The sequence below is a fragment of the Rugamonas brunnea genome (assembly GCF_014042345.1).
Taxonomy (GTDB): domain Bacteria; phylum Pseudomonadota; class Gammaproteobacteria; order Burkholderiales; family Burkholderiaceae_D; genus Rugamonas; species Rugamonas brunnea.
Genome location: NZ_JACEZT010000002.1, coordinates 376,831 through 399,243, shown reverse-complemented (window position 1 = coordinate 399,243; position 22,413 = coordinate 376,831). Strand labels below are relative to the sequence as shown.

The following is a 22,413-nucleotide window of genomic DNA, read 5'->3' as shown; positions in this document are numbered from 1 at the left end:
TGGCTGCCTGAGTCCTCAGGCGGCCAATACCGATTGAACTTTTGCCACGACGTTGTCGACCGTGAAGCCGAAGTGCTTGAACAGCACGCCGGCCGGGGCCGATTCGCCGAAGGTGTCGATGCCGACCACGGCGCCTTCCAGGCCCACGTACTTGTACCAGAAGTCGGTCACGCCGGCTTCCACGGCCACGCGCGGCAGACCCTTGCCCAGCACGGCGGCCTTGTAGGCGGCATCCTGGCGGTCGAACACGTCGGTCGACGGCATCGACACCACGCGGGCGGCCACGCCCTGGGCGGCCAGCGCGTCAGCGGCAGCCACGGCCAGTTCCACTTCCGAGCCGGTGGCGATCAGCACCACCTTGGCGTCGGCCGCGTCGCGCAGCACGTAGCCGCCGCGGCGGATGTCGGCGATCTGCTGGGCGCTGCGCTCCTGGTACGGCAGGTTCTGGCGCGAGAAGATCAGGGTCGACGGACCGTGCTGGCGCTTGACGGCCTCGCCCCATGCCACGGCCGATTCCACCGTGTCGCATGGACGCCAGTTGTCCAGGTTGGGGATCAGGCGCATCGACGAGATGTGCTCGACCGACTGGTGGGTCGGGCCGTCTTCGCCCAGGCCGATCGAGTCGTGGGTGAACACGAAGATCGAACGCTGCTTCATCAGCGCGGCCATGCGCAGCGCGTTGCGGCTGTAGTCCGAGAAGGTCAGGAAGGTGGCGCCGAACGGGATGAAGCCGCCGTGCAGGGCGACGCCGTTCATGATGGCGCTCATGCCGAATTCACGCACGCCGTAGTTGATGTGGTTGCCAGGCTGGCCCGAACGCAGGGCCACGCATTCCTTCCAGTTGGTCAGGTTGGAGCCGGTCAGGTCGGCCGAGCCACCCAGGAACTCGGGCAGCGACGGGGCCAGCGCCTGGATCGCGTTCTGGCTGGCCTTGCGGGTGGCGATGTTCTCTTTCTTTTCCACGCAGGAAGCGATGGCGGCGGCCAGCGCACCTTCGAAGGCGGCCGGCAGTTCGCCTGCCATGCGGCGGCTCAGTTCGGCCGCTTCGGCCGGGAATTGCTTGCCGTAGGCGGCGAACAGTTCATTCCACGCGCCTTCGCGGGCGGCGCCGGCCGCTTTCGCGTCCCAGGCCGCGTACACGTCGGCCGGCACTTCGAACGGGGCGGCGTCCCAGCCGATGTATTCGCGCACGGCCGCCACTTCCTTGTCGCCCAGCGCGGCGCCGTGCACCTTGTCGCCGCCTTGCAGGTTGGGCGAGCCCTTGCCGATCACGGTCTTGCAGCAGATCAGGGTCGGACGGTCGGCCTGCTTGGCGGCGGCGATGGCGGCGCTCACGGCGGCCACGTCATGGCCGTCCACGGCGCGGATCACGTTCCAGCCGTAGGCTTCGAAGCGCTTCGGCGTGTCGTCGGTGAACCAGCCTTCGACCTTGCCGTCGATCGAGATGCCGTTGTCGTCGTACAGGGCGATCAGCTTGTTCAGGCGCAGGGTGCCGGCCAGCGCGCACACTTCATGCGAGATGCCTTCCATCAGGCAGCCGTCGCCCAGGAAGGCGTAGGTGTAGTGGTTGACGACGTCGAAGCCGGGCTTGTTGAACTGGCTGGCCAGCAGGTATTCCGACAGCGCCATGCCGACGGCGTTGGCGATGCCCTGGCCCAGCGGGCCGGTGGTGGTTTCCACGCCCGGCGTCACATCCACTTCCGGGTGGCCCGGGGTCTTCGAATGCATCTGGCGGAAGGCCTTGATGTCATCCATGCTCACCGCATAGCCGGCCAGGTGCAGCAGCGCGTAGTGCAGCATGGAACCGTGGCCGTTGGACAACAGGAAGCGGTCGCGGTTGACCCACTTCGGGTTGGCCGGGTTATGGCTGTAGTGGCCGCTCCACAGGGCGACAGCGATCTCGGCCATGCCCATCGGCATGCCTGGGTGGCCGGAATTGGCCTTCTGGACGGCGTCCATTGCCAGCGCGCGGATCGCGTTAGCCATTTTGGTGGTGGGGAGCGTAGAGGTCATCGTCTATCTATCACGAAAGTAGGGAAACTGGTTGCGCTGCGGTCTTGCGCGCCACTCTGGCGGCGGCCGGCCACTGGCTGAACCCATTATTTTACCAGACCCGATCTGTTCAACAGAAAAATGGCGACCCCGCTTGCGCCCGCGCGTGGTGCTTACGCCCGCCGCGCGGCCTTCATGCGCCCACTCCGGCGTTGCGAAATTATTACACTTGGCAAAATAATATACCAGAGCATTGTTGACAAAAAGACATATAGGGTGTCTGATGGCAGTTGCGAAATACTCAATGTTATTTAAATATTTCGCCGATCGATCAGCAGCATCCCATTTATCCAGATTGGTACCAAGAGGAGTTGAGCAATGATGATGGAAAAAGTGTTATCGCGTTCCTTACGCCTGATGTTTTCCGGTGGCGCCGTGGTCGCCGGCCTCGGCATGCTGGCGCAGCCCGTGCTGGCGCAGGAAGCGCCGATCCAGCGCGTGGAGATCACCGGTTCGTCGATCAAGCGCATCGCCAAGGAGGGCGCGCTGCCGGTGCAGACCCTGACCAGCGCCGACATCGCCAAGACCGGCGCGAAAAGCGTGGAAGACCTGGTGCAGGCGCTGCCGGCCATGCAGGGCTTCATCGCCGCGTCCGAATCGGTCAACGGCGGCGGCGGCGGCGTGCAGACGGCTTCCATCCACAACATCGGCACCGGCTACACGCTGGTGCTGCTGAATGGCCGCCGCATGGCGTCCTACAACTCGGGCAGCGGCGTCAACCTGGCCAGCATCCCGCTGGCGGCCGTGGAACGGGTCGAGATCCTGACCGACGGCGCCTCGGCCCTGTACGGCTCGGACGCCATCGCCGGCGTGGTCAACTTCATCCTGAAAAAGAACCAGCAGGACTTCAACATCGACGGCACCTACAGCGCGCCGGAGAAATCGGGTGGCAAGAGCAGCAAGTTCTCCATGTCCAAGGGCTTCGGCGACCTGGAGAACGATGGCTACAACGTCCTGCTGTCCTATGCCCATGACGAGCAGAAGGAGCTGAACGCGGCCGACCGCGACTTCGCCAAGACCGGCCTGGTGCGCTTCTCCGAAGGCGGCAAGCAATACTCGATGTACCAGCTGGCCGTCAACACGGCCCCGGCCTCCGTCACACTGAACTTCAAGGACAAGACGCGCGATCCGCTGACGTTCTCGCCCAACTACCTGCGCGACGGCAAGTGCGCGCCCAACACGGCCTACATCGGCACGGCCACCGACAAGTCCTGCTGGTTCGACTATTCCGGCACCGTGCAGCTGATCCCCGAATCGAAGCGCGACAGCTTCTTCGCCTCGGGCAATCTCAAGCTCAACGCCGACACCAAGCTGTTCGCCGAAGTGGTGGACTCCAAGTTCAAGCAACGGGCCCGCTTCGCGCCACCGGCCCAGACCCTGTCGCTGCCGCTGACCGATCCGAAGTACGCGGCCAACGTCATGCCCTACCTGAGCCAGCTGGGCGTGAACCCGGCCGACGTCCAGAAAGCGCAGATGAACCTGCGCCTGGTCGACGCCGGCGGCCGTGCCGAAACCTATGACACGGAAGCGCGCCACATCGCCCTGGGCGTCGAAGGCAGCTATAAAGATTATGATTACAGCGCCTCCTACGTCCATTCGGAAAACAAGCAGACCATGAACTACGATGGCGGCTTCCTGAGCCGCAATACGTACAAGACGCTGACCTTCGATCCGTTCGGCATGCCCGGCAACTCGGCGGCCATCCTGGCCCCGGCCGTGCTGCATGAGCTGGACAACGAAATCAAGACCAAGCTCGACGTGCTGAGCCTGCGCGGTTCCGGCACCGTGTTCAACACGGCGGCCGGCGCGGCGCAGCTCGGCGTGGGCGCCGACTACACCAAGCAGAGCTACACCAACACCCCAAGCTCCATCACCCAGGGTCCGAACCCGCAGCAGCCCAACTGGACCGATACGGTGCTGGGCAGCGCGCCCGGCGCCCTGCCGGTCGATGCCAGCCGCAAGAACTGGGGCAGCTTCGCTGAAATGCTGGTGCCGGTGCTGAAGAACCTGGACCTGTCGGGCGCGCTGCGTTACGACAGCTACGACGCACCGAAGAACAACAAGGTGTACGACCTGGACGGCAAACTGATCGGTTCGGCCACGCAAGGCAACTCGGCGTCCAAGACGACCTACAAACTGTCGCTGCGCTACAACCCGGTCGAGACGGTCCTGCTGCGCGCTTCCTACGGCACCGGTTTCAAGGTGGCCGAACTGGACCAGATCACCAAGCCGGTGCAGGACTTCGGCGTGACCTCGGGCAAGTACGCCTGCCCGGTGACCGCACCTGATCCGCGCGCCAACGATTGCATGGGCAACACCCAGTACGCGCTGACCTCGGGCGGCAACGCGCTGACCGGTTCCAACGGCCTGCGTCCGGAAGAATCGAAGCAGTACACGCTGGGCTTCCGCGTCGAGCCGAACAACAACGTGTCGTTCGGCATGGACCTGTGGAACGTCAAGCTGAAGAACCAGATCGACCAGTTGCCGGAAACCTTCCCGTTCGCCAATCCGGCCCAGTACAACAACCTGTTCTCGACCGTGTACGACGCCGGCCAGGGCCAGAACAAGCTGGTCACGCTGCTGCCGTACTTCAACCTGGCCGGTTCGCTGTACCGCGGCATCGACTGGGATGGCACGGTCAAGAGCAAGACCGGCCTGGGCAACCTGACCGTCAGCTGGACCGGCACCTATATGCTGAAGTCGGAAAAGGATGTGCCGGGCAACCCGACCGAGAGCAGCCTGGGCCGCTTCGACGCCTATAACAACGCCACCGCCCGCGTCATCACCCACCTGGCGGCCAGCCTGCAAGCGGGCATGTACACCCACACGCTGACCATGAACTACCGTTCCGGCTACCACGACCAGGTGGTGTCCGCCGACGACGCCGTGGTCAAGTCGGTCAACGCCGATGGTACGCTGGGTGACTTCGTCGACATGAAACGCGATGTGTCGTCCTACCAGACCTTCGACTGGCAGACCCGCGCGCAGATCAACAAGACCTTCGCCATCACCGGCGGCATCAAGAACCTGCTTGACACCAAACCGTCGTTCTCCGACCGCACGGCCGGCGGCGGCAACCAGGTCGGCTACGATGGCCGTTACAACAGCCCGCTGGGCCGCGAGTTCTACGTGACCGCGTCGGCCAAGTTCTAAGCTGACCCCGCGCCCGGGCCGCCACCGGCCCGGCGATACCCAGCCCGCCGGCCTGCCGACGGGCTTTTTTTATGTCCCCGCCCCGCCCGGCCGCCAGCCGCCCCGTCCCCGGCGGCCGAAAGCGCTTCCCATCCGCGGCGCGCGCCATTACCATCCTGCCAGCGGCCCTGAAGCCGTGCTCATCGTTACCCATCCACCTCAGGAAGCGCCATGCCCCGTTTTTACTGCCCCCAGCCCCTCGCCATCGGCCTGGACGTCACCTTGCCCGACACCGTGGCGCACCACATCCAGGTGCTGCGGCTGGCGCCGGGCGAGCTGGTCACCCTGTTCAATGGCGACGGCGGCGAATACAGCGCCAGCCTGGGCCACATCGCCAAGCGCAGCGTGACGGCCACGGTCAAGGCGCACACGGCGCGCGAGGCAGAGCTGCCCTATGCCGTCACGCTGGCCCAGGCCCTGCCCGAGGGCAGCAAGATGGACTGGATCGTGGAAAAGGCGGTGGAACTGGGCGCGGCCGCCATCGTGCCGCTGGCGGCCCAGCGCTGCGTGGTGCGGCTGGCGGCCGAGCGGGCCGAAAAGAAGCTGGCCCATTGGCAGGGCATCATCGTGGCCGCGTCCGAGCAGAGCGGGCGCAACCGGCTGGCCCAGCTGGGCGCGCTGCAGGACTACCGCCAGTGGATCACCCAGCACGACCTGCACCGGCGCGTGATCCTGTCGCCGCGCGCGGACCAGTCGCTGGCGGACTGGGCCCGCCACCAGGCGCCGCAGCCGCTCACGCTGGTGATCGGCCCGGAAGGCGGCTTGAGCGAGGCCGAGGAACAGGCCGCGCTGGCCCACGGCGCATTGGCGCTGGGCATGGGGCCACGCATCCTGCGCACGGAGACGGCCGGCCTGACGGCGCTGGCCACGCTGAACGCCATCTGGGGCGGCATGTAAGCACAGGCAGGTCAGCACATAAAAAAACGCCGCCGGGCTTGCGCGCGGCGGCGTTGTCGCAGGTTCAGGACCGGGCGGTCATCAGAACTTGTAGTTGGCCTTCACGGTGAAGTAACGGCCACGGGCATTGTGCAGCGCCGTGTTGTAGCCGGCCGTTGCATAGCTCGGGTCATACGGCGCCTTCGAGTCGAACAGGTTGGCCACGTTGAAGCTCAGCACCGTGTTCTTGAAGCCCGAATAGGCGTACGCCAGGTCCACCGTGGTCCAGCTGTGCACTTCGCAGTCCGGGTAGAACTTGGTGTACTGCGGGTTCACGCCGGGGCGGCCATACTGGCAGAACGGCTGCTCGTAAGGACCGACCGTGCCGTCGTCCTGGGTGCTGTAGCGCGCCATCATCGACAGCGAGGACACATAATTCACGTTGGCCGTCAGGTTGTGCGCCTGGTAGCTCCAGGTGGTCGACAGGGTGGCGCGCACGCGCGGCAGTTCGCCCACGCTGGTGGTGTCGTTGCTGATGGCGCCGTTGGTGCCCACCAGGTCGAACATCGGATCGCCCACCACGGCGGCCTTCTTGTAGTCGAACACATAGGTGTAGTTCAGGCGCGACGACAGCTTGCCCAGGTCGCCCAGCGAATTGCGCACGTCCAGTTCCAGGTCCACGCCGCTGGTGCGGGTGCCGCCGGCGTTCACGTACGGGGTGGCGATCGAGATCAGCGGACCCGTGTTCGGGATCGGCTTGCCGTTGGCGTCTACCAGCCAGGTGCCAGGATTCTGGTCACGCTTGACCAGGTCGGCGTACTTCGGATTGTCCACCACGGCCGTGTTCGGCAACAGGTCCACTTCCTTGTCCTTGCGGATCGTGTAGTAGTCGACCAGGATGTCGATGCTGCTGGTGGGCGAGAAGATCAGGCCAGCCGTGAAGCTGCGCGCGGTTTCCGGTTCCAGTTCCTTGTTGGCGGCCGCGATGCCCGACAGGCTCTTGGCGCAGTCGGTCGAATCCGAACCGGGCTTGTTGCAGCGCAGCTTGTCTTCGAAGTTGTTGACGAAGTACTGGGTGCCGCCGTTGACCATCTGCGTCAGCGATGGCGCGCGGAAGCCTTCCGAGTAGGTGCTGCGCAGCGCGAAGGTCGGGGTCACGTCCCATTTCGCGCCCACTTTCGGCGTGAAGTGCGACTTGAAGCCATCGTACTTGTCGTAGCGGCCGGCGAAGTCCATCTCGAACGACTTGAAGAACGGCGTGCGCAGTTCGACGAAGGCCGAACGCACGTTGCGCTTGGCGTCCGAGTAGGTGTTGACCAGGCCGATGATCTTGCCGTCCACGGTCAGCGGATCGGGCACGATGTTCATCTTTTCCTGCTTCACTTCGGTGCCCACGGCCAGGCCCAGTGCGCCGCCCGGCAGCTGGCCGAACTCGGTCGAGCCCTTCAGGTCCCACTGGGTGATGCTGGACTTGCCGTCCAGGGTGACGTTGCGCGTCACGCCCGGGGTGCTGGCGATGGTGGCCAGCGGCACATTCTGCGTCATCAGGGTCTGCACGATGGGCAGGTACAGGAAGCCGTTCGACAGCTGGTGGCGCTTGGATTCGTTGTACAGCAGCGCGCTATCCCAATCCCAGCCGTAGTTCGTGCCCTGCAGGCCGGCCAGCAGGCGGGTGGCCTTGTTCTCGTTCGAGCTGCCGCCAGGGGCGTTGACGAAGCGGTAGGCCACGGCCACCGGCACCGGATTGGCCGTGCCGCGGGTCGGGTTGTCCGGATGGTCCACGCCCAGCACCGGGCGGAACGGGGTGCCGGCACCGTCTTTCGGGAACACGGTGGTGAGGCTGCGGCCGGTCATCGAGCGCGACACGCCGTCGTAGAACAGTTCGGACTGGCTGTAGGCCGCTTCCGTGAACGCCTTCAGGTCGGCGCCCAGCTTGAACTCGGCGCGCGCCAGCAGGTTGCCGCTGCGGTTCTTGCCTTCCGCATCCTCGTACTGCCAGCCATCGTAGTTGCAGAACTTGTTGCCGATCAGCGGATCGTTGGAACGCATCGGTACCAGGGCCGTGGAACCGGTGCGGATGTCGGCCGGGTTGCAACCCAGGTCGGCGCTCACATACTTGTTGAAGCTGCCGCTGCCGAGCTTGGATTCCTTGTAGAACACGGGGTAGCCGCTGATGCCGCTGTAGAAGCTGCTCAGGCGGCCGTCCATGATGCGGCTCTGTTCCACCTGCGACGACTTGGCGTCCTTGAGCAGGGTGCGGTCGCGCTGCGACACGTCGAACGCGACGAAGGCGTTGTAGTGGTTCTCTTCCAGGTCGCCGAAGCCGACCACGCCGTTCAGGCCCGAGCGGCCGAAGGCGTTATCCTGGTTGCGGCTGGCCTGCAGGGTCAGCTCGCCACCCTTGTAGTTGCTCTTGGTGATGAAGTTGATCACGCCGCCGATAGCGTCCGAACCGTACACGGCCGACGCGCCATCCTTCAGGATCTCGACCCGCTCCAGCGCCGACAGCGGGATGGAGTTCAGGTCGTACTGGGTCGATTGGCCCGCGTTCGGGTCGGCGTAGGCGGCCGGCGACATGCGGCGGCCGTTGATCAGGATCAGGGTCGAGGCGGAACCGAGGCCGCGCAACGAGGCCGTGGCCAGGCCCTTGGAGAAGCCGCCGTCGCGCGCATCAACCTGGTTGTTGGAACCGAGCGCCGGCACCTTGGCGATCAGGTCGGCCACCGACACGGCGCCCGTGTGCTCGATGTCCTTCTTGGTCAGCACCTGCACCACGGACGGGTTCTCCGTCGCGGTACGCTTCAGGTTGGAACCGGTAATGACGACGCGCTCGACGTTCGCCTCGTCGGCGGCAAACGCCGCCTGGCTCCAGCCCACGCAGCCAAGCAGCGCGATGGCCTGGACAATAACTTTCTTCTGCATTCAAAGACTCCCTCAACGTGGTGACCAGCGGTTCGTGGCCGCCTGCACCAATAAAAAAACCGCCGCAGCGGTCCTGTCCGTTTGTTAGTAGAAATGAACATTGTTCCTACCAACAAGATTTTGATTGTAGCAACATTAAGATACATTAAGATACATAGCGCTGTAGGCAATGAGGATTTTTTGGCAATTTCGCCTGAAATACAACACATCGGACAATAAATCGCGCGCGGCGCTTGACAAGCAAATTTCCCGCGAAACGAACCAGCCTGATCCCGGTACGGTAAAATGGCGGGTTGTCGCGCGCCCCGGCGCCGCCCCGCTCTCCGCTAGCTACGGAGCCCTGGAACCACAGAACGAAAACATCATGCTGCGAATCAATGAAGTCAAACTCCCGCTGAACCACACCGAGCCGGAACTGCCGGCCGCCATCCTGGCCCGGCTGGGCATCCCCGCCGCCGACCTGCGCGGCTACACGGTCTTCAAACGCAGCTACGATGCGCGCAAAAAAGCGGCCATCGTCCTCATCTATTCGATCGACGTGGACGTGGCCAACGAGGCGGCCGTGCTGGCCCGCCTCAAGCACGACATCCACCTGATGCCCGCGCCCGACACGGCCTACAAATTCGTGGCCGACGCGCAGCAACTGGCCGGCCACGACCGCAACGAGCGCCCGGTGGTGATCGGCACCGGCCCGTGCGGCCTGTTCGCGGCCCTGATCCTGGCCCAGATGGGCCTGCGCCCCATCATCCTCGAACGGGGCAAGCAGGTGCGCGACCGGACCGTGGACACCTTCGGCTTCTGGCGCAAGCGCAAGCTGAACCCTGAATCGAACGTGCAGTTCGGCGAAGGCGGCGCCGGCACCTTCTCAGACGGCAAGCTGTACAGCCAGATCAAGGACCCCAAGCACTACGGCCGCAAGGTGCTGACGGAGTTCGTCAAGGCCGGCGCGCCCGAGGAAATCCTGTACGTGAGCAAGCCGCACATCGGCACCTTCCGCCTGGTCAAGATGGTGGAACAGATGCGCGCCACCGTCGAGGCGCTGGGCGGCGAGTACCGCTTCGAGAGCAAGGTGGTCGACATCGACATCGAGCAGACGCCCGAGGGCGGCCAGGTGCGCGGCGTGACGCTGGAAAACGGCGACAAGATCGCCACCCGCCACGTGGTGCTGGCCATCGGCCACAGCGCGCGCGACACCTTCCAGATGCTGTACGACCGCGGCGTGTACATCGAGGCCAAGCCGTTCTCGATCGGCTTCCGGGTCGAGCACCCGCAATCGCTGATCGACCAGTGCCGCTTCGGCCCCAACGCCGGCCACCCCATCCTGGGCGCGGCCGACTACAAGCTGGTGTACCACGCCTCCAACGGCCGCGCCGTGTACAGCTTCTGCATGTGCCCGGGCGGCACCGTGGTGGCGGCCGCGTCGGAACCGGGCCGCGTGGTCACCAACGGCATGAGCCAGTATTCGCGCAATGAGCGCAACGCCAACAGCGCCATCGTGGTCAACATCTCGCCCGAAACTGATTATCCGGGCCACCCGCTGGCCGGGGTGGAATTCCAGCGTCGGCTGGAGGAAAAGGCGTTCGAGCTGGGCGGCGGCACCTATAACGCGCCGGGCCAGTTGATGGGCGACTTCGTGGCCGGCCGCGCCTCGACCGAATTCGGCAGCGTGATCCCATCCTACAAGCCGGGCGTGCACCTGACCGACCTGGCCACCATCCTGCCCGAATTCGCCGTCACGGCCCTGCGCGAAGCGTTCCCCGCGTTCGACAAGCAGATCAAGGGCTACTTCAAGCACGACGCCGTGCTGACCGGACTGGAGACGCGCACCTCGTCGCCGGTGCGCATCAAGCGCCGCGACGACACGCTGCAAAGCCTGAACACGCGCGGCCTGTTCCCGGCCGGCGAAGGAGCCGGCTACGCGGGCGGCATCCTGTCGGCCGGCGTGGACGGCATCAAGGTGGCCGAAGCCGTGGCCCTGTCGATGGCGGCCGAACAGCCGGCCGCCTGAGCCGGAACGCGGGAACGCCGGAACGCGGCTACAGCCAGCCGGCGCGCTTGAAGCGCCGGTACAGGTACAGGCACACCGACACCATGATGGCGACGGCGGCCGGATAGCCATACTTCCATTCCAGCTCCGGCATGACCTTGAAGTTCATGCCCCAGATGCCGGCGAAGGCGGTGCAGATGGCGAAGATGGCGGCCCACGCGGCCAGCCGCTTATTCACTTCGCCCTCCTCGATGGCCACCATCGACAGGTTGACCTGGATCGCCGTGCTGATGGTGTCGCGCACGTTGTCGAGCGTGGCGCTGATGCGGTGCAGGTGGTCGTGCACGTCGCGGAAGTATTCCTGGGTGTCCAGGCACATGGCCGGCACGCGGCCGCCGTGCAGTTTGCCGGTCGCCTCCATCAGCGGCATGACGGCGTGGCGCACGGCCATCACCTTGCGCTTGAGTTCATACAGCCGTTCGATGTTGTCGCGCTGCGAGCCGTGCAGGAAGATGCGTTCCTCGATCTCCTCCAGTTCCACTTCCAGCGCATCGGCCACGGGGAAGTAGCGGTCGACCACGGCGTCGAGCAAGGCGTACAGCACGAAGGCCGGGCCCTGGCGCAGCAGATGCGGCTCGCGCTCGGCGCGCGCGCGCACGCCGAGGAAACCGTGGCTGCTGTTGCTGCGGTTCGACAGCACATAGTTGGGGCCGACGAACACGTCCACCTCCCCCACCGTCAACTGATCGCGCTCGAACTCCACCATCTTGGCCACCACGAACAGCGAGTCGCCGTACTCCTCGATCTTGGGGCGCTGGTTGCCGCGCCGCGCATCCTCCACGGCCAGCTCGTGCAGGCCGAATTCCTCCTGCATGACGGACAGCTCGGCCGCGTCGGCATCGCGCAGCGCCACCCACACGAAGCACTCGGGCCGTGACACATACTCGCTGATATCCTCGACGGGAATGTCGGCCAGCTTCTGGCCATCCTGGTACACCACGCAATTAATCAGCATACGAATCCATAAAAAAAAGCTCCTGGCAATCAAGCCAAGAGCTTACTGCAAATGCGCGGGCTGCCGCGAGCGCGACGGGCCTCAGTCGTCCTTGGCGCCGTCGATGCCCAGTTCCGCGATCTTGCGGGTGATGGTGTTGCGGCCTATGCCCAGCCGCACCGCCGCGTCGTTCTTGCGGCCGTGGGTGTGCTTGAGGGCCGTGCGGATCAGGGCCGACTCGAACTGGCGGCCCAGCACGTCCATCACTTCATGCTGACCGTTGCTGAGCATGCTCGCGGCCTGCAGTTCCAGCAGGGTGAGCCAGCTGTCCGGGCCGCCGTGCGCGGTGGCCTCGGCCAGCGCCGGCGGCACGGTGGAAACGGTGCCGTGGTGCGTCATGCTGTACGCTTCGTGGGCCGGGGCCGGCGCGGCCGGGCTGTGGCCGCCGGTATCCTGGCCCTGGGTCAGTTCCAGTGGCAAGTCCTTCACTTCCACCGTCTGGCCGGGCGCCATCACGGTGATCCAGTTGCACAGGTTTTCCAGCTGGCGCACATTGCCCGGCAAGTCCAGGCCGCTCAGGAAGTGCAGCGTGGCGTCGCTCATGCGCTTGGCTTCCACGCCCAGCTGGCGCGCGCTCTGCACCAGGAAGTGGCGCACCAGGATGGGGATATCCTCACGCCGTTCCCGCAAACTGGGCAGGCGCAAACGGATCACGTTGAGGCGGTGGTACAAGTCCTCGCGGAACAGGCCGTCGCGCACGCGCTGCTCCAGGTTCTGGTGCGTGGCCGTGATCACGCGCACGTTGGCCTTCAAGGGCTGGTGCCCGCCGACGCGGTAGAAGTGACCATCGGACAGCACGCGCAGCAAACGGGTCTGCAGGTCGAATGGCATGTCGCCGATCTCGTCCAGGAACAGCGTGCCGTTCTCGGCCTGCTCGAAGCGGCCGCGACGCGTGGCCTGGGCGCCCGTGAACGCGCCGCGCTCATGGCCGAACAGTTCCGATTCCAGCAAGTCCTTGGGGATGGCGGCCGTGTTGAGCGCAATGAACGGTTGCGACGCGCGCGGGCTGTGCTTGTGCAGCGCGCGCGCCACCAGCTCCTTGCCGGAACCGGATTCGCCCGTGATCAGCACCGTCACGTTCGATTGCGACAGGCGGCCGATGGCGCGGAACACTTCCTGCATGGCCGGCGCCTGGCCGAGGATCTCGGGCGTGTCGGCCGGGCCCGATTCCACGCTGGTCTCGCGCAGGCTCTCGTCGAGCGCGCGCCGGATCAGCTCCACGGCCTTGTCGATGTCGAACGGCTTGGCCAGGTATTCGAAGGCGCCGCCCTGGAACGCGGCCACGGCCGAGTCGAGGTCGGAGAACGCCGTGATGATGATGACGGGCAGGCCAGGGTGGCGCGATTTGACCAGCGCCAGCAAATCGAGGCCGGAGTCGCCCGGCATGCGGATGTCGGACACCAGCACCTGCGGCGTCTCGAACTCCAGCGCCGCGATCGCTTCGCGCGCGTTGGAGAAACTCTTGGTGGCGAGGTTTTCCCGCGCCAGCGCTTTTTCCAGTACCCAACGGATCGACTCGTCGTCGTCTACTATCCAGATTGGCTTCATGTGTTATGTGGTTCCCGCGTTGGATCGGCTATCAAGGGACCCCGGAAACGCACCGGCTCGCACGCCGCTTATGGCAGCGGCAGCAGGATGCGGAAATCCGTGTATCCAGGCCGGCTTTCGCACTCGATCACACCCAGGTGCTGCTGCACGAAGGTTTGCGCCAAGGTCAGCCCCAAACCACTGCCGCCCTCCCGGCCCGACACGAGCGGATAGAAGATGCGGTCGCGGATCTGGGGCGCGATGCCCGGTCCATTGTCGATGATATGCAAATCTAATGCCAGCCCGTAGCGGACCTTGGCCAGCGTCACCTGGCGCGCCACCCGGGTCTTGAAAATCAGCTCCGCGTCGCCCGCCTCGATGCGGGCCGACAGGGCCTGGGCCGCGTTGTGGGCGATGTTGAGCACGGTCTGGATCAGCTGTTCCTTGTCGCCCCGGAACTCGGGGATCGAGGCGTCGTAGTCGCGCCGGATCGCCAACCCGGTCGGGAACTCGGCCAGGATCAGGCTGCGCACGCGCTCGCACACTTCGTGGATGTTGACGTCGCCCACGATGTGCGGCCGGCGGTGCGGCGCCAGCAGGCGGTCCACCAGCGTTTGCAGGCGGTCCGCTTCCTTGATGATGACCTGGGTGTACTCGCGCAACTGGCCCAGGTGCAGCGGCGGCAATTCCATCTCCAGCAGCTGCGCCGCGCCGCGGATGCCGCCCAGCGGATTCTTGATCTCGTGCGCCAGGTTGCGGATCAGCTCCTTGTTGACCTGGCTCTGGTCCAGCATGCGCTCCTCGCGGTCCAGCTTCAGATGCTGCAAGTGTTCGCGCAGCTCGATCAGGATGTGGTCGCGCGGTTCCTCCAGCGCCGACACGATGCTGTGCACGTGCAGCGGATCGCGTCCGGCCCGCTCCAGCGTCAGGTCCTGGCGCAGGTCGGCGAACTTGTGCTGGCGCGCCTGGGCGCAGATGTGTTCGAGCTCCTCGGGGTTGAGGAACTGGGCGCTGAGCTTCTGGCGCGACAGCGCCTTGAGCGAGCTCTCCAGCAGGTTCTCGGCGGCCGCGTTGGCGTAGGCGATCTGGCCGGCGCCATCGACCAGCACCACGGCCGAGGCCAGCAATTCCAGCCCGGCCAGCGAGGGCATGGCCGCGCCCGCGCGGGCGTTCGTCGTCACAGCATTCATCGGATAGTCGCGATCTCGCGTTTCAAGGCTTCGATATTCTTTTCCGAGCGGCTGATGCTGTCGCGCATCTGCGCCACCCGTTCCTGGTATTTGGCGTAATTGCGTTCATCGCCATGGCGTTCCGGCTCGCCGTTGTTGAACTCCTTGCGCAGGTCGGCCAGCTTCTGCTGCTCGTTGCGCAACTCCTCGTTGAGGATGCCGAGCCGGTCGGCGTCGCGCGCGCGCTGCTCGGCGCTGTCCACGCGCGGAAAATCGGCCGGGGCCGCGGCCGGGGCAGCCCGCTGCGGCGCGCCCGCCGGGCGGCGCGGCGGGGCCGGGATCGCGGCATTGCCCGGCACATCGAGCAGTCTGCAGCCCGGCTTATTGGCGTCCGTCAGTTCCTTGTGGCCGGCCGCGTCCACGCACAGGTAGATGGGGCCGTCGGCCCTGGCGGCGGCGCTGGCGGCCAGCAAGACCAGTACCGTTAGTAAGCGTGTTGTCATTCCCTATCCGTGAAGAGCATTGGTGCACCCCGAATATACAACATCCAAAGAAAAACGCGAGGAAAGCCGGAGCTCGCCTCGCGTTCTGGCCATACGGCGGGCGCCGGCTTGCGGCCGGCGCGCTGCCATTACAGCGAGTAGTACATGTCGAATTCGATCGGGTGCGTGGTCATGCGCATACGCTGCACGTCCTGCATCTTCAGTTCGATGTAAGCATCGATCATCGAATCGCTGAACACGCCGCCACGGGTCAGGAACTCGCGGTCTTTGTTCAGGTTGTCCAGCGCCTCTTCCAGCGAGGTGCAGACAGTCGGGATCAGTGCATCTTCCTCAGGCGGCAGGTGGTACAGGTCTTTGGAAGCGGCTTCGCCCGGATGGATCTTGTTGATGATACCGTCCAGACCGGCCATCAGCAGCGCGGCGAAGCACAGGTACACGTTCGCCAGTGGGTCTGGGAAACGGGTCTCGATGCGGCGGCCCTTAGGATTGGCCACGTGCGGGATACGGATCGAAGCGGAACGGTTACGGGCCGAGTAGGCCAGCTTGACCGGGGCTTCGTAGCCTGGCACCAGGCGCTTGTACGAGTTGGTGCCTGGGTTGGTGATGGCGTTCAGTGCCTTGGCGTGCTTGATGATACCGCCGATGTAGAACAGCGCGGTGTCGGACAGGCCGGCATAGCCGTCGCCGGCGAACAGGTTCTTGCCGTCTTTCCAGATCGACTGGTGCACGTGCATGCCCGAGCCGTTGTCGCCCACGATAGGCTTAGGCATGAAGGTGGCGGTCTTGCCGTAGCTGTGCGCCACGTTCCACACCACGTACTTCAGGTTCTGGGTCCAGTCGGCGCGCTCGACCAGGGTCGAGAACTTGGTGCCGATTTCGTTCTGGCCGGCGCCGGCCACTTCGTGGTGGTGCACTTCGACCGGGATGCCCAGCGATTCGAGGATCAGGCACATTTCCGAACGCATGTCCTGGAAGCTGTCGACTGGTGGCACTGGGAAGTAGCCGCCCTTGACCGCTGGACGGTGGCCGCTGTTGCCGCCTTCGATTTCCTTGTCGGTGCTCCACGAAGCTTCGTCCGATTCGATCTTGACGAAGCAGCCGGACATGTCGACTTTCCAGCGCACGCTGTCGAAGATGAAGAATTCTGGCTCAGGACCGAAGTAGGCGGTGTCGCCCAGGCCCGACGATTTCAGGTAGGCTTCAGCGCGCTTGGCGATGGAGCGTGGGTCACGGTCGTAGCCCTTGCCGTCCGACGGTTCGATCACGTCGCACTGCATGAACAGGGTGGTTTCTTCCATGAACGGGTCAATATTGGCCGTGTTCGGGTCAGGCAGCAGGATCATGTCGGATGCTTCGATGCCTTTCCAGCCGGCGATCGACGAACCGTCGAAGGCGTGGCCGGACTCGAATTTGTCCATGTCGAAGTGCGACACGGGCACGGTCACGTGCTGTTCTTTACCACGGGTATCGGCGAAACGAAAATCAACGAATTTGACTTCGTTGTCTTTCACCATCTTCATCACTTCTGCGGCTGTCAATGCCATGCGTATCTCCTAAAAGGGAATGTGTGGGTGAGCCGACCAACTGTGCGTGCGCGGATGTTCTGCGCGTCCCCGTGTAGTGCGACCGAAACTCATCATCGGGTTAAGCAGTATCCGTGCCAGCTCAAAATTCTCACCATCTGCCAGAACCAACTTGGAACTTGCTGGCAAATGATTCTAAAATCGTCCGGCCAGCCAAATGGGCCTGGTTTGCGCCAGCGCAAGACTGCTCCATTATGGTGCGATTTTGCGGAAATGCACCTATTTCGTGCATTTTCGAAAAAAATGCGAAAAATGCCCTCGTTTGGTGCGTGCGCGCGTCACGGACGTTCAGGGCCTCTATAATAAACTTAATCTCCTTTCCGGAACATAACATGAGCGATGTAGATGCAATCCTGGCCCTGGCCCGCGCCCGCAGCAAGGACTGGCCGTACGCCGGCGCCGTCAACCCGCAGGAGGCGTGGGAACTGCTGCAAGCGGACCCGCACATCAAGCTGATCGACGTGCGCACCAACGCCGAGCGCGACTGGGTGGGCCGTGTGGCCATCCCGGAGACCCAACATGGTGCGGTGCAGTGGGCCACCTACCCTGGTGGCGTGGCCAACCATGAGTTCATCGAGCAGCTCAACAGCCAGGCCCGTAAGGACCAGGTACTGTTGTTTTTATGCCGCTCCGGCGTGCGTTCGCGCCACGCGGCCAAGCTGGCCACGGAATTTGGTTATCAACATTGCTACGACGTGCTGGAAGGCTTCGAAGGCGACAAGGATGAGAACGGCCACCGCAAGAACGTCAACGGCTGGTGCCGGGCCGGCCTGCCGTGGCTGGGCGCCTGAACCGCGCCCATCCCCTCTGGTGACGCCGCCGGCGGCCGGCCCCGTCAGACGGGCACGGCCGCAGGCACCACCGGCCCCGCGGGCGCGGCCTCGTTCAGCAGGCTGAGCACCCGCTCCCGCACGAAATTGATATGGCTGCGCAAGCCATACAAGCCATCCGCGAACGACAGCGGGATGGAAATCTGGTTCACCAGTTCCTCGATCTCATTGAGCCGCACCAACTGCGCGGCATAGATCTCCATACGGCGCTCGCCCTGCGACTGCGACTGGGCATCCTCCAGCGCCTGCTCCACCGTGCGCAACTGCCCGTACCAGCGGTACACGCGCGAGCGGATGCGCCACACGTACAGCGGCGGCACCACCTTGGACAGCGGCAGGATCAGCGCGCCCAGGCCCAGCACCAGCACCCACATGCGGTCGAAGAAATTGGCCAGCCAGAAGCTCATGTAGCGTTGCAGGAACGGCGGCCCGTCCTTGTAGAACTTGGCCGCGGCGGGCGCGACGGGAATTTCCGTGTAGCGCGCGGACGGGAACTGGCCCTGCTGCTGGAACCAGCCGGCGCCGCTGTGGATCGAGGCGGCCGCCTGCACGAACAAATCGATCAGGGCAGGATGCAGGCTGTCGCGCGCCACCAGCGTGGCCGTGGGCGCGATCAGGTTGTAATCGACGGGCGGTATGTCGCGGCCCAGATCGACGATGCCACGCGGCAGGACCACATGGCTGAGGAAGGGCAGTTTGCGCGCGTAGGCTTCGGCCTGGTCGAAATCGAACAACTGGATGCCCGGCGTTTGCAGCAGCATCTGGATCAGCGGCGCTTCCGGCGCCGAGGTGAACACCAGGCCGTCGATGCGCCCTTCCAGCAATTCCACCGTGGCCGGCGTGTTGGCCAGCGAACTGCGGATCACTTCATTCGGTTCGATGCCGTTCAGCGCCAGCACCTGCTTGAACAAGCGCGGCGCCCCGGCGCCCTTGGGGCCGAAGTTGATCTTCTTGCCCTTGAGTTCGGTGAGGCGGGTGATGGGCTTGCCCTTGGTCTCGCGCAGGAACAGCCACATCGGTTCCGTGAACAGGCTGCCCAGCGACACCAGCCCTTCCCGCTCCGCCGCCGCCTCGTCGGTCGAGCCGCTTTGCACGAAGGCGATATCGACGGCGCCGCTCTTGAGCCGGCGCAGGTTCTCGCCCGAGCCGGCCGATTGCATCAGCGTCACCTTGACGCCGTGCTTGGCCAAGGCGGCCGCGTATTTCTTGCCGATCTGTTCATAGGCGCTGTTTTCCTGGCCCGTGGACAGCACCACGTGGCGCGGCGGCGACGGATCGACCAGCACATAGGCAAGCACGCAGACGCCGACGATGGCGAGCAAGGTAGGCGCGGCGGCGACGAGCAGGTCACGCACGGAAAATTGCGTGAACTTGAGGATTTTCGACATGGTGTGGCGTACAGGTTTCATGGGCTGTCACCTTGCCAACAATTGCGCTGTTTTGCAAGCGCCGCACGCCGGACCGCACGGACGCGGCGGCGGGCCGGGCGCGCGCGGTGGCGCGGCGCACGGCCCGGGGCAGCATCAGCCGCCGTTGCTGCCCCCGCCGCACGGCGGCAGCGGCGCGGCGGCGGCGGCGGCTGCGGCCGTGCCGGCGGCCACGTTCTGGATGGTGGCCGGCTTGACCGGATTCGGTTCGATCAACGGCATCAGGCTGGGCGCCAGCACCGTCAGCAACTGCACCGGCAGCGCGCTGGTGAAGTCGTAGTTCTTCGATTCGGGCCCGCGCACATAGGCCGTCATGCTGCCGAAGAAGCGCTCGCCGATGTTGAACACGAAGGTGGCCGAACGGTTCACATAGCGCGACTCGATCAGGCGGCCGCCGGGCGCGAAGATGTCGAAGCGCTGGTCGCCGGTGCCGGTCTTGCCGCCGACCGGGATCACGCTGCCGTCCGACTTGACGAAGGCCATGCGGGCCCGCTTGGCCGTGCCGTCCGAGACCACGCCACGGATGGCGTCGGCCACCACGCGCGCCACTTCCGGCGACAGCACCCGCTCGCTCAGCGTGCTCTTGCCGGGCGCCACCTGGGTGTCGTACGGCGTGCCGGCCGCGAAGTGCAGCGACGAGATGCGCTGGCTGGGCTTGCGGATGCCGCCGTTGACGATGATGCCCATCAGCTCGGCCAGCGCGGCCGGCCGGTCGGCCGAGGCGCCCAGCGTGGTGGCGTAGGACGGCACCAGCGAGTCGAACGGATAGCCCATCTTCTTCCACTGGGCGTGGATCTTCATGAAGCCTTCCATCTCCAGCAGGCCGGCGATGCGCTTGTCCTGCGCGTGCTTGTGGTGGGTCTTGAACAGCCACTGGTAGACCTCCTGGCGCTGCTGCTCGCTGGCGGCCGTCATCTCGCTCAGCGTGGCGCCGGGATGGGTCAGCATGTAGGCCGCCATCCACATTTCCAGCGGGTGCACCGAGGCCAGGTAGCCACGGTCGGCCAAGGACCACTTGTCGATCGCGTACTGCTCGTACAGCTTGGCCACGCGCTCGGGCGGCACTTCGTTCTGCGACGGCAGGTTGTCCTTCAGGAAGGCGGCGAACTGCTCTTCGGTCGCTTCCGGATACAGGGTGCGGTGGATCACGGCCAGGCGCACCGGCGTGCCGCGGATGTTGGCCAGCAGCGTCTTCTCCAGCTCGTCACCCTTCTTGCCCTTGTACTTGACGTAGAAGCGGTTCAGGAACTCGCGCCCTTCCTTGTCGGCGAAGCGGGCCAGGTACTCGGCGCGGCGTGGATCGTCGGCGTCCTGCAGCAGCGAGGCCGAGGAACCGGGCGACTGGAACATGTAGAACTTGGCCACGTCGCGCATCAGGCGCACGAACACCAGGTTGGTCGAGTGGCGCAGCGCTTCCGTCACGGTCAGGATCTTGCTGTTGTCTTCCTTGGAGAAGTTGCCGAAGTGGTGCAGGCCGCCGCCCGTGAAGAAGCCCTCGCCCGGATTGCCCGAGTACTTGCGCTCCATGGCCGCGTTCAGCATCGGCGTCAGCTCGCGCCCGCCCTTGTCGACCGGCAGCGCCTTGAAGTAGTCGATGGCCCACTGCGACAGCTTGTCCTGCGGATCGACCACCACCTTGTTCAGGGCCGCCGTGTCCATGCCGCCGTAGCGCGTGTGCAGCTGGTCGACGATGTCGAGGTAGGTGACCAGGGTGCGCAGCTTGGCCGTGGAACCGAGGTCCAGCTTGGCGCCCTCGTTGATGTCGAGCGGCTGGTCGAAGTTATCGGTCTGCAGACGCAGCAGGTTGGCCTGCTCGCCCTTTTCCAGCAGCGTGAAGCTGTAGACCACGTGGGCCGGGTCGCCGTTGCCCAGCATGCCCTTGCCGGTCAGGCCGGCGGCCTTGGCCATCTCGGGGTCGCGCAGATCGCGCAGCACCTGGGTGACGGCTTTCTGGGCGCGCGCGTCCAGCGTGCTGACCACGCTCAGGTCGAGCCGGTCCAGGTTGTACAGGCGGTTGTCGCCCAGCAGGCTGGCCAGGTGGGTGCGCACCGCGTTCGAGGCCTTGCGCGTCACATAGGTCATGGCCGGCGCGGCCTGCACGCCGGAGCCGGCCGATGGATGCAGGCGCTGCTTGAGGGCCGCGTCGCGCACGGCCGGCGTGATCACGCCTTCCTGGGCCAGCAGGCGCAGGTGCGAATTGGCCAGCGTTTCCAGGTCGGCCGTGCCGTCGCCCAGGTAGTAGCTGGGGCGGCGCTGGGCAATCATCAGGCTCAGCGCCTCCTTGAAGGCGAGCGCGCTGTCGGGCTGGTCCAGCTTGCCGCTGAGCAGGTGGTTCACTTGTGCGAAGTCGCGGCCGTACCAGACCCACATGCCGTCGCCGATGCCGTTCACTTCACCGTAACCGGGCTTGGCCGACAGCGGCACCGTGTTGAGGTAATCGATCACGATCTGGCGCCGCACGGCCGAGGTATCCTCGCCCTGCTGGTAGGCGCGCAGGCTGGCCGACACCATCTGCTGCAGCTTGTCCTTGAGGGTGCTGGTGCGCCCTTCCGGCGAATGGCGGTACTTCTCGATCTGGGTCGCCAGCGTGCTGCCGCCGGCCGGCCGGTGGCCGCCGGAGAAAGTGCTGGCCGTCTTTTCCAGCACGGCCTTGCTCAGGCGGTCCCATTCGACGGCCGGATTGCGTTTCGGGTATTTGCTGTCGAGCAGTTCGCGGTTCTCGATGAACAGCAGGCTGCGCACCAGCGCCGGCGGCGCTTCCTCGAACTTGCCGTACACGCGCTCGGGATAGCTGGCCGTGAACAGGGGCTGGGCGCGGCAATCGACGATGGCCAGGCCGGTCTTGGTCTTTTCGCGGTAGGTGGTGAACACCCCCATGTCGGTCAGCTCGACCAGCTTGGGCGAGAAACGCGACTGGGCCGTGACCGTGTAGTCGCGCGTCTTCAGTTTGCCCAGGTAGTCGGGGATGTTGGCGTAGCCGAGGCGCTCGTCGTACGGGCTGTCCTTGGGGAAGCGGATGGCCGCGCTGGGGCCCGGCTCCACGCGGTAAGTGAGCTTGCCCACCAGGCCGGAGAAGAACTGCGCTTGCATGGTCGAGGTACGGATTTCCTGCAGCACCCAGTACACACCGCACGACAGCAGCACCAGCATGGCGACGATGAAGGCGTTGCGCGAGCGCTTGCTCTGGACCGGCTCGGATGGCGGCGGCGAGGCCGGCTGGGTGTGGGCCAGCAGCACGGCTTCGTCAACGGCTGCGGGCGGGGGCACGGCACGCAGATGGCGGCGCCGCCC

The 22,413-nt window shown here is 65.2% G+C and carries 13 protein-coding genes; 4 read left to right on the top strand and 9 right to left on the bottom strand.

The annotated features are described in order from the left end of the window. Positions 1 to 15: 15 nt before the first annotated feature. Positions 16 to 2,013, bottom strand: a complete 1,998-nt coding sequence (tkt, locus tag H3H37_RS05620; RefSeq protein WP_182160645.1) for a transketolase — start codon at positions 2,011 to 2,013, stop codon at positions 16 to 18. Positions 2,014 to 2,370: 357 nt separating this feature from the next. Here tkt and H3H37_RS05615 point away from each other — a divergent pair, with 357 nt between their 5' ends. Both H3H37_RS05615 and H3H37_RS05610 read left to right on the top strand, forming a co-directional pair. After that, positions 2,371 to 5,205: a TonB-dependent receptor domain-containing protein gene (locus H3H37_RS05615; RefSeq protein WP_182160644.1), complete on the top strand. Its 2,835-nt coding sequence runs from the start codon at positions 2,371 to 2,373 to the stop codon at positions 5,203 to 5,205. Positions 5,206 to 5,415: 210 nt separating this feature from the next. Beyond that, positions 5,416 to 6,141 carry a 16S rRNA (uracil(1498)-N(3))-methyltransferase gene (locus H3H37_RS05610; RefSeq protein WP_182160643.1) on the top strand — a complete coding sequence of 242 codons (726 nt, stop codon included), beginning with the start codon at positions 5,416 to 5,418 and terminating at the stop codon, positions 6,139 to 6,141. 81 nt (positions 6,142 to 6,222) lie between these two features. On the opposite strand, the gene H3H37_RS05605 is transcribed toward H3H37_RS05610, so the two are convergent. Beyond that, the gene (locus tag H3H37_RS05605; RefSeq protein WP_182160642.1) at positions 6,223 to 9,042 is read right to left on the bottom strand and encodes a TonB-dependent receptor; all 2,820 of its coding nucleotides are present in this window, start codon (positions 9,040 to 9,042) and stop codon (positions 6,223 to 6,225) included. A gap of 364 nt (positions 9,043 to 9,406) precedes the next feature. On the opposite strand from H3H37_RS05605, the gene H3H37_RS05600 reads away from it, so the two are divergent. Next, positions 9,407 to 11,050: an NAD(P)/FAD-dependent oxidoreductase gene (locus H3H37_RS05600; RefSeq protein WP_182160641.1), complete on the top strand. Its 1,644-nt coding sequence runs from the start codon at positions 9,407 to 9,409 to the stop codon at positions 11,048 to 11,050. A 28-nt stretch (positions 11,051 to 11,078) separates the two neighbouring features. Here the strand turns inward: H3H37_RS05600 and corA are convergent, their stop codons facing one another. The 5 genes from corA to glnA all read right to left on the bottom strand — a co-directional run bounded on the left by corA (position 11,079) and on the right by glnA (position 16,826). After that, positions 11,079 to 12,044 (bottom strand): magnesium/cobalt transporter CorA, encoded by a 966-nt coding sequence (gene corA / locus H3H37_RS05595; protein WP_182160640.1) that lies wholly within the window; start codon positions 12,042 to 12,044, stop codon positions 11,079 to 11,081. A gap of 81 nt (positions 12,045 to 12,125) precedes the next feature. After that, the gene (ntrC, locus tag H3H37_RS05590) at positions 12,126 to 13,631 is read right to left on the bottom strand and encodes a nitrogen regulation protein NR(I) (RefSeq protein ID WP_182160639.1); all 1,506 of its coding nucleotides are present in this window, start codon (positions 13,629 to 13,631) and stop codon (positions 12,126 to 12,128) included. Between the two features lie 68 nt (positions 13,632 to 13,699). Further along, a complete protein-coding gene (glnL, locus tag H3H37_RS05585) occupies positions 13,700 to 14,761 on the bottom strand; it encodes a nitrogen regulation protein NR(II) (protein WP_182160695.1) in 1,062 nt (353 codons plus the stop codon). Positions 14,762 to 14,796: 35 nt separating this feature from the next. Beyond that, positions 14,797 to 15,282, bottom strand: a complete 486-nt coding sequence (locus tag H3H37_RS05580) for a DUF4124 domain-containing protein (protein WP_182160638.1) — start codon at positions 15,280 to 15,282, stop codon at positions 14,797 to 14,799. Between the two features lie 128 nt (positions 15,283 to 15,410). After that, on the bottom strand, positions 15,411 to 16,826 hold the full coding sequence (gene glnA / locus H3H37_RS05575) for a type I glutamate--ammonia ligase (RefSeq protein ID WP_182160637.1): 1,416 nt from the start codon (positions 16,824 to 16,826) through the stop codon (positions 15,411 to 15,413). 371 nt (positions 16,827 to 17,197) lie between these two features. Here glnA and H3H37_RS05570 point away from each other — a divergent pair, with 371 nt between their 5' ends. Then, entirely contained in the window at positions 17,198 to 17,656 is a 459-nt protein-coding gene (locus H3H37_RS05570; RefSeq protein WP_182160636.1) for a rhodanese-like domain-containing protein, read from the top strand. Positions 17,657 to 17,700: 44 nt separating this feature from the next. Here the strand turns inward: H3H37_RS05570 and H3H37_RS05565 are convergent, their stop codons facing one another. Then, the gene (locus H3H37_RS05565; RefSeq protein ID WP_182160694.1) at positions 17,701 to 19,083 is read right to left on the bottom strand and encodes a TAXI family TRAP transporter solute-binding subunit; all 1,383 of its coding nucleotides are present in this window, start codon (positions 19,081 to 19,083) and stop codon (positions 17,701 to 17,703) included. 135 nt (positions 19,084 to 19,218) lie between these two features. Further along, positions 19,219 to 22,272 carry a transglycosylase domain-containing protein gene (locus tag H3H37_RS05560; protein WP_229218683.1) on the bottom strand — a complete coding sequence of 1,018 codons (3,054 nt, stop codon included), beginning with the start codon at positions 22,270 to 22,272 and terminating at the stop codon, positions 19,219 to 19,221. Positions 22,273 to 22,413 lie beyond the last annotated feature (141 nt).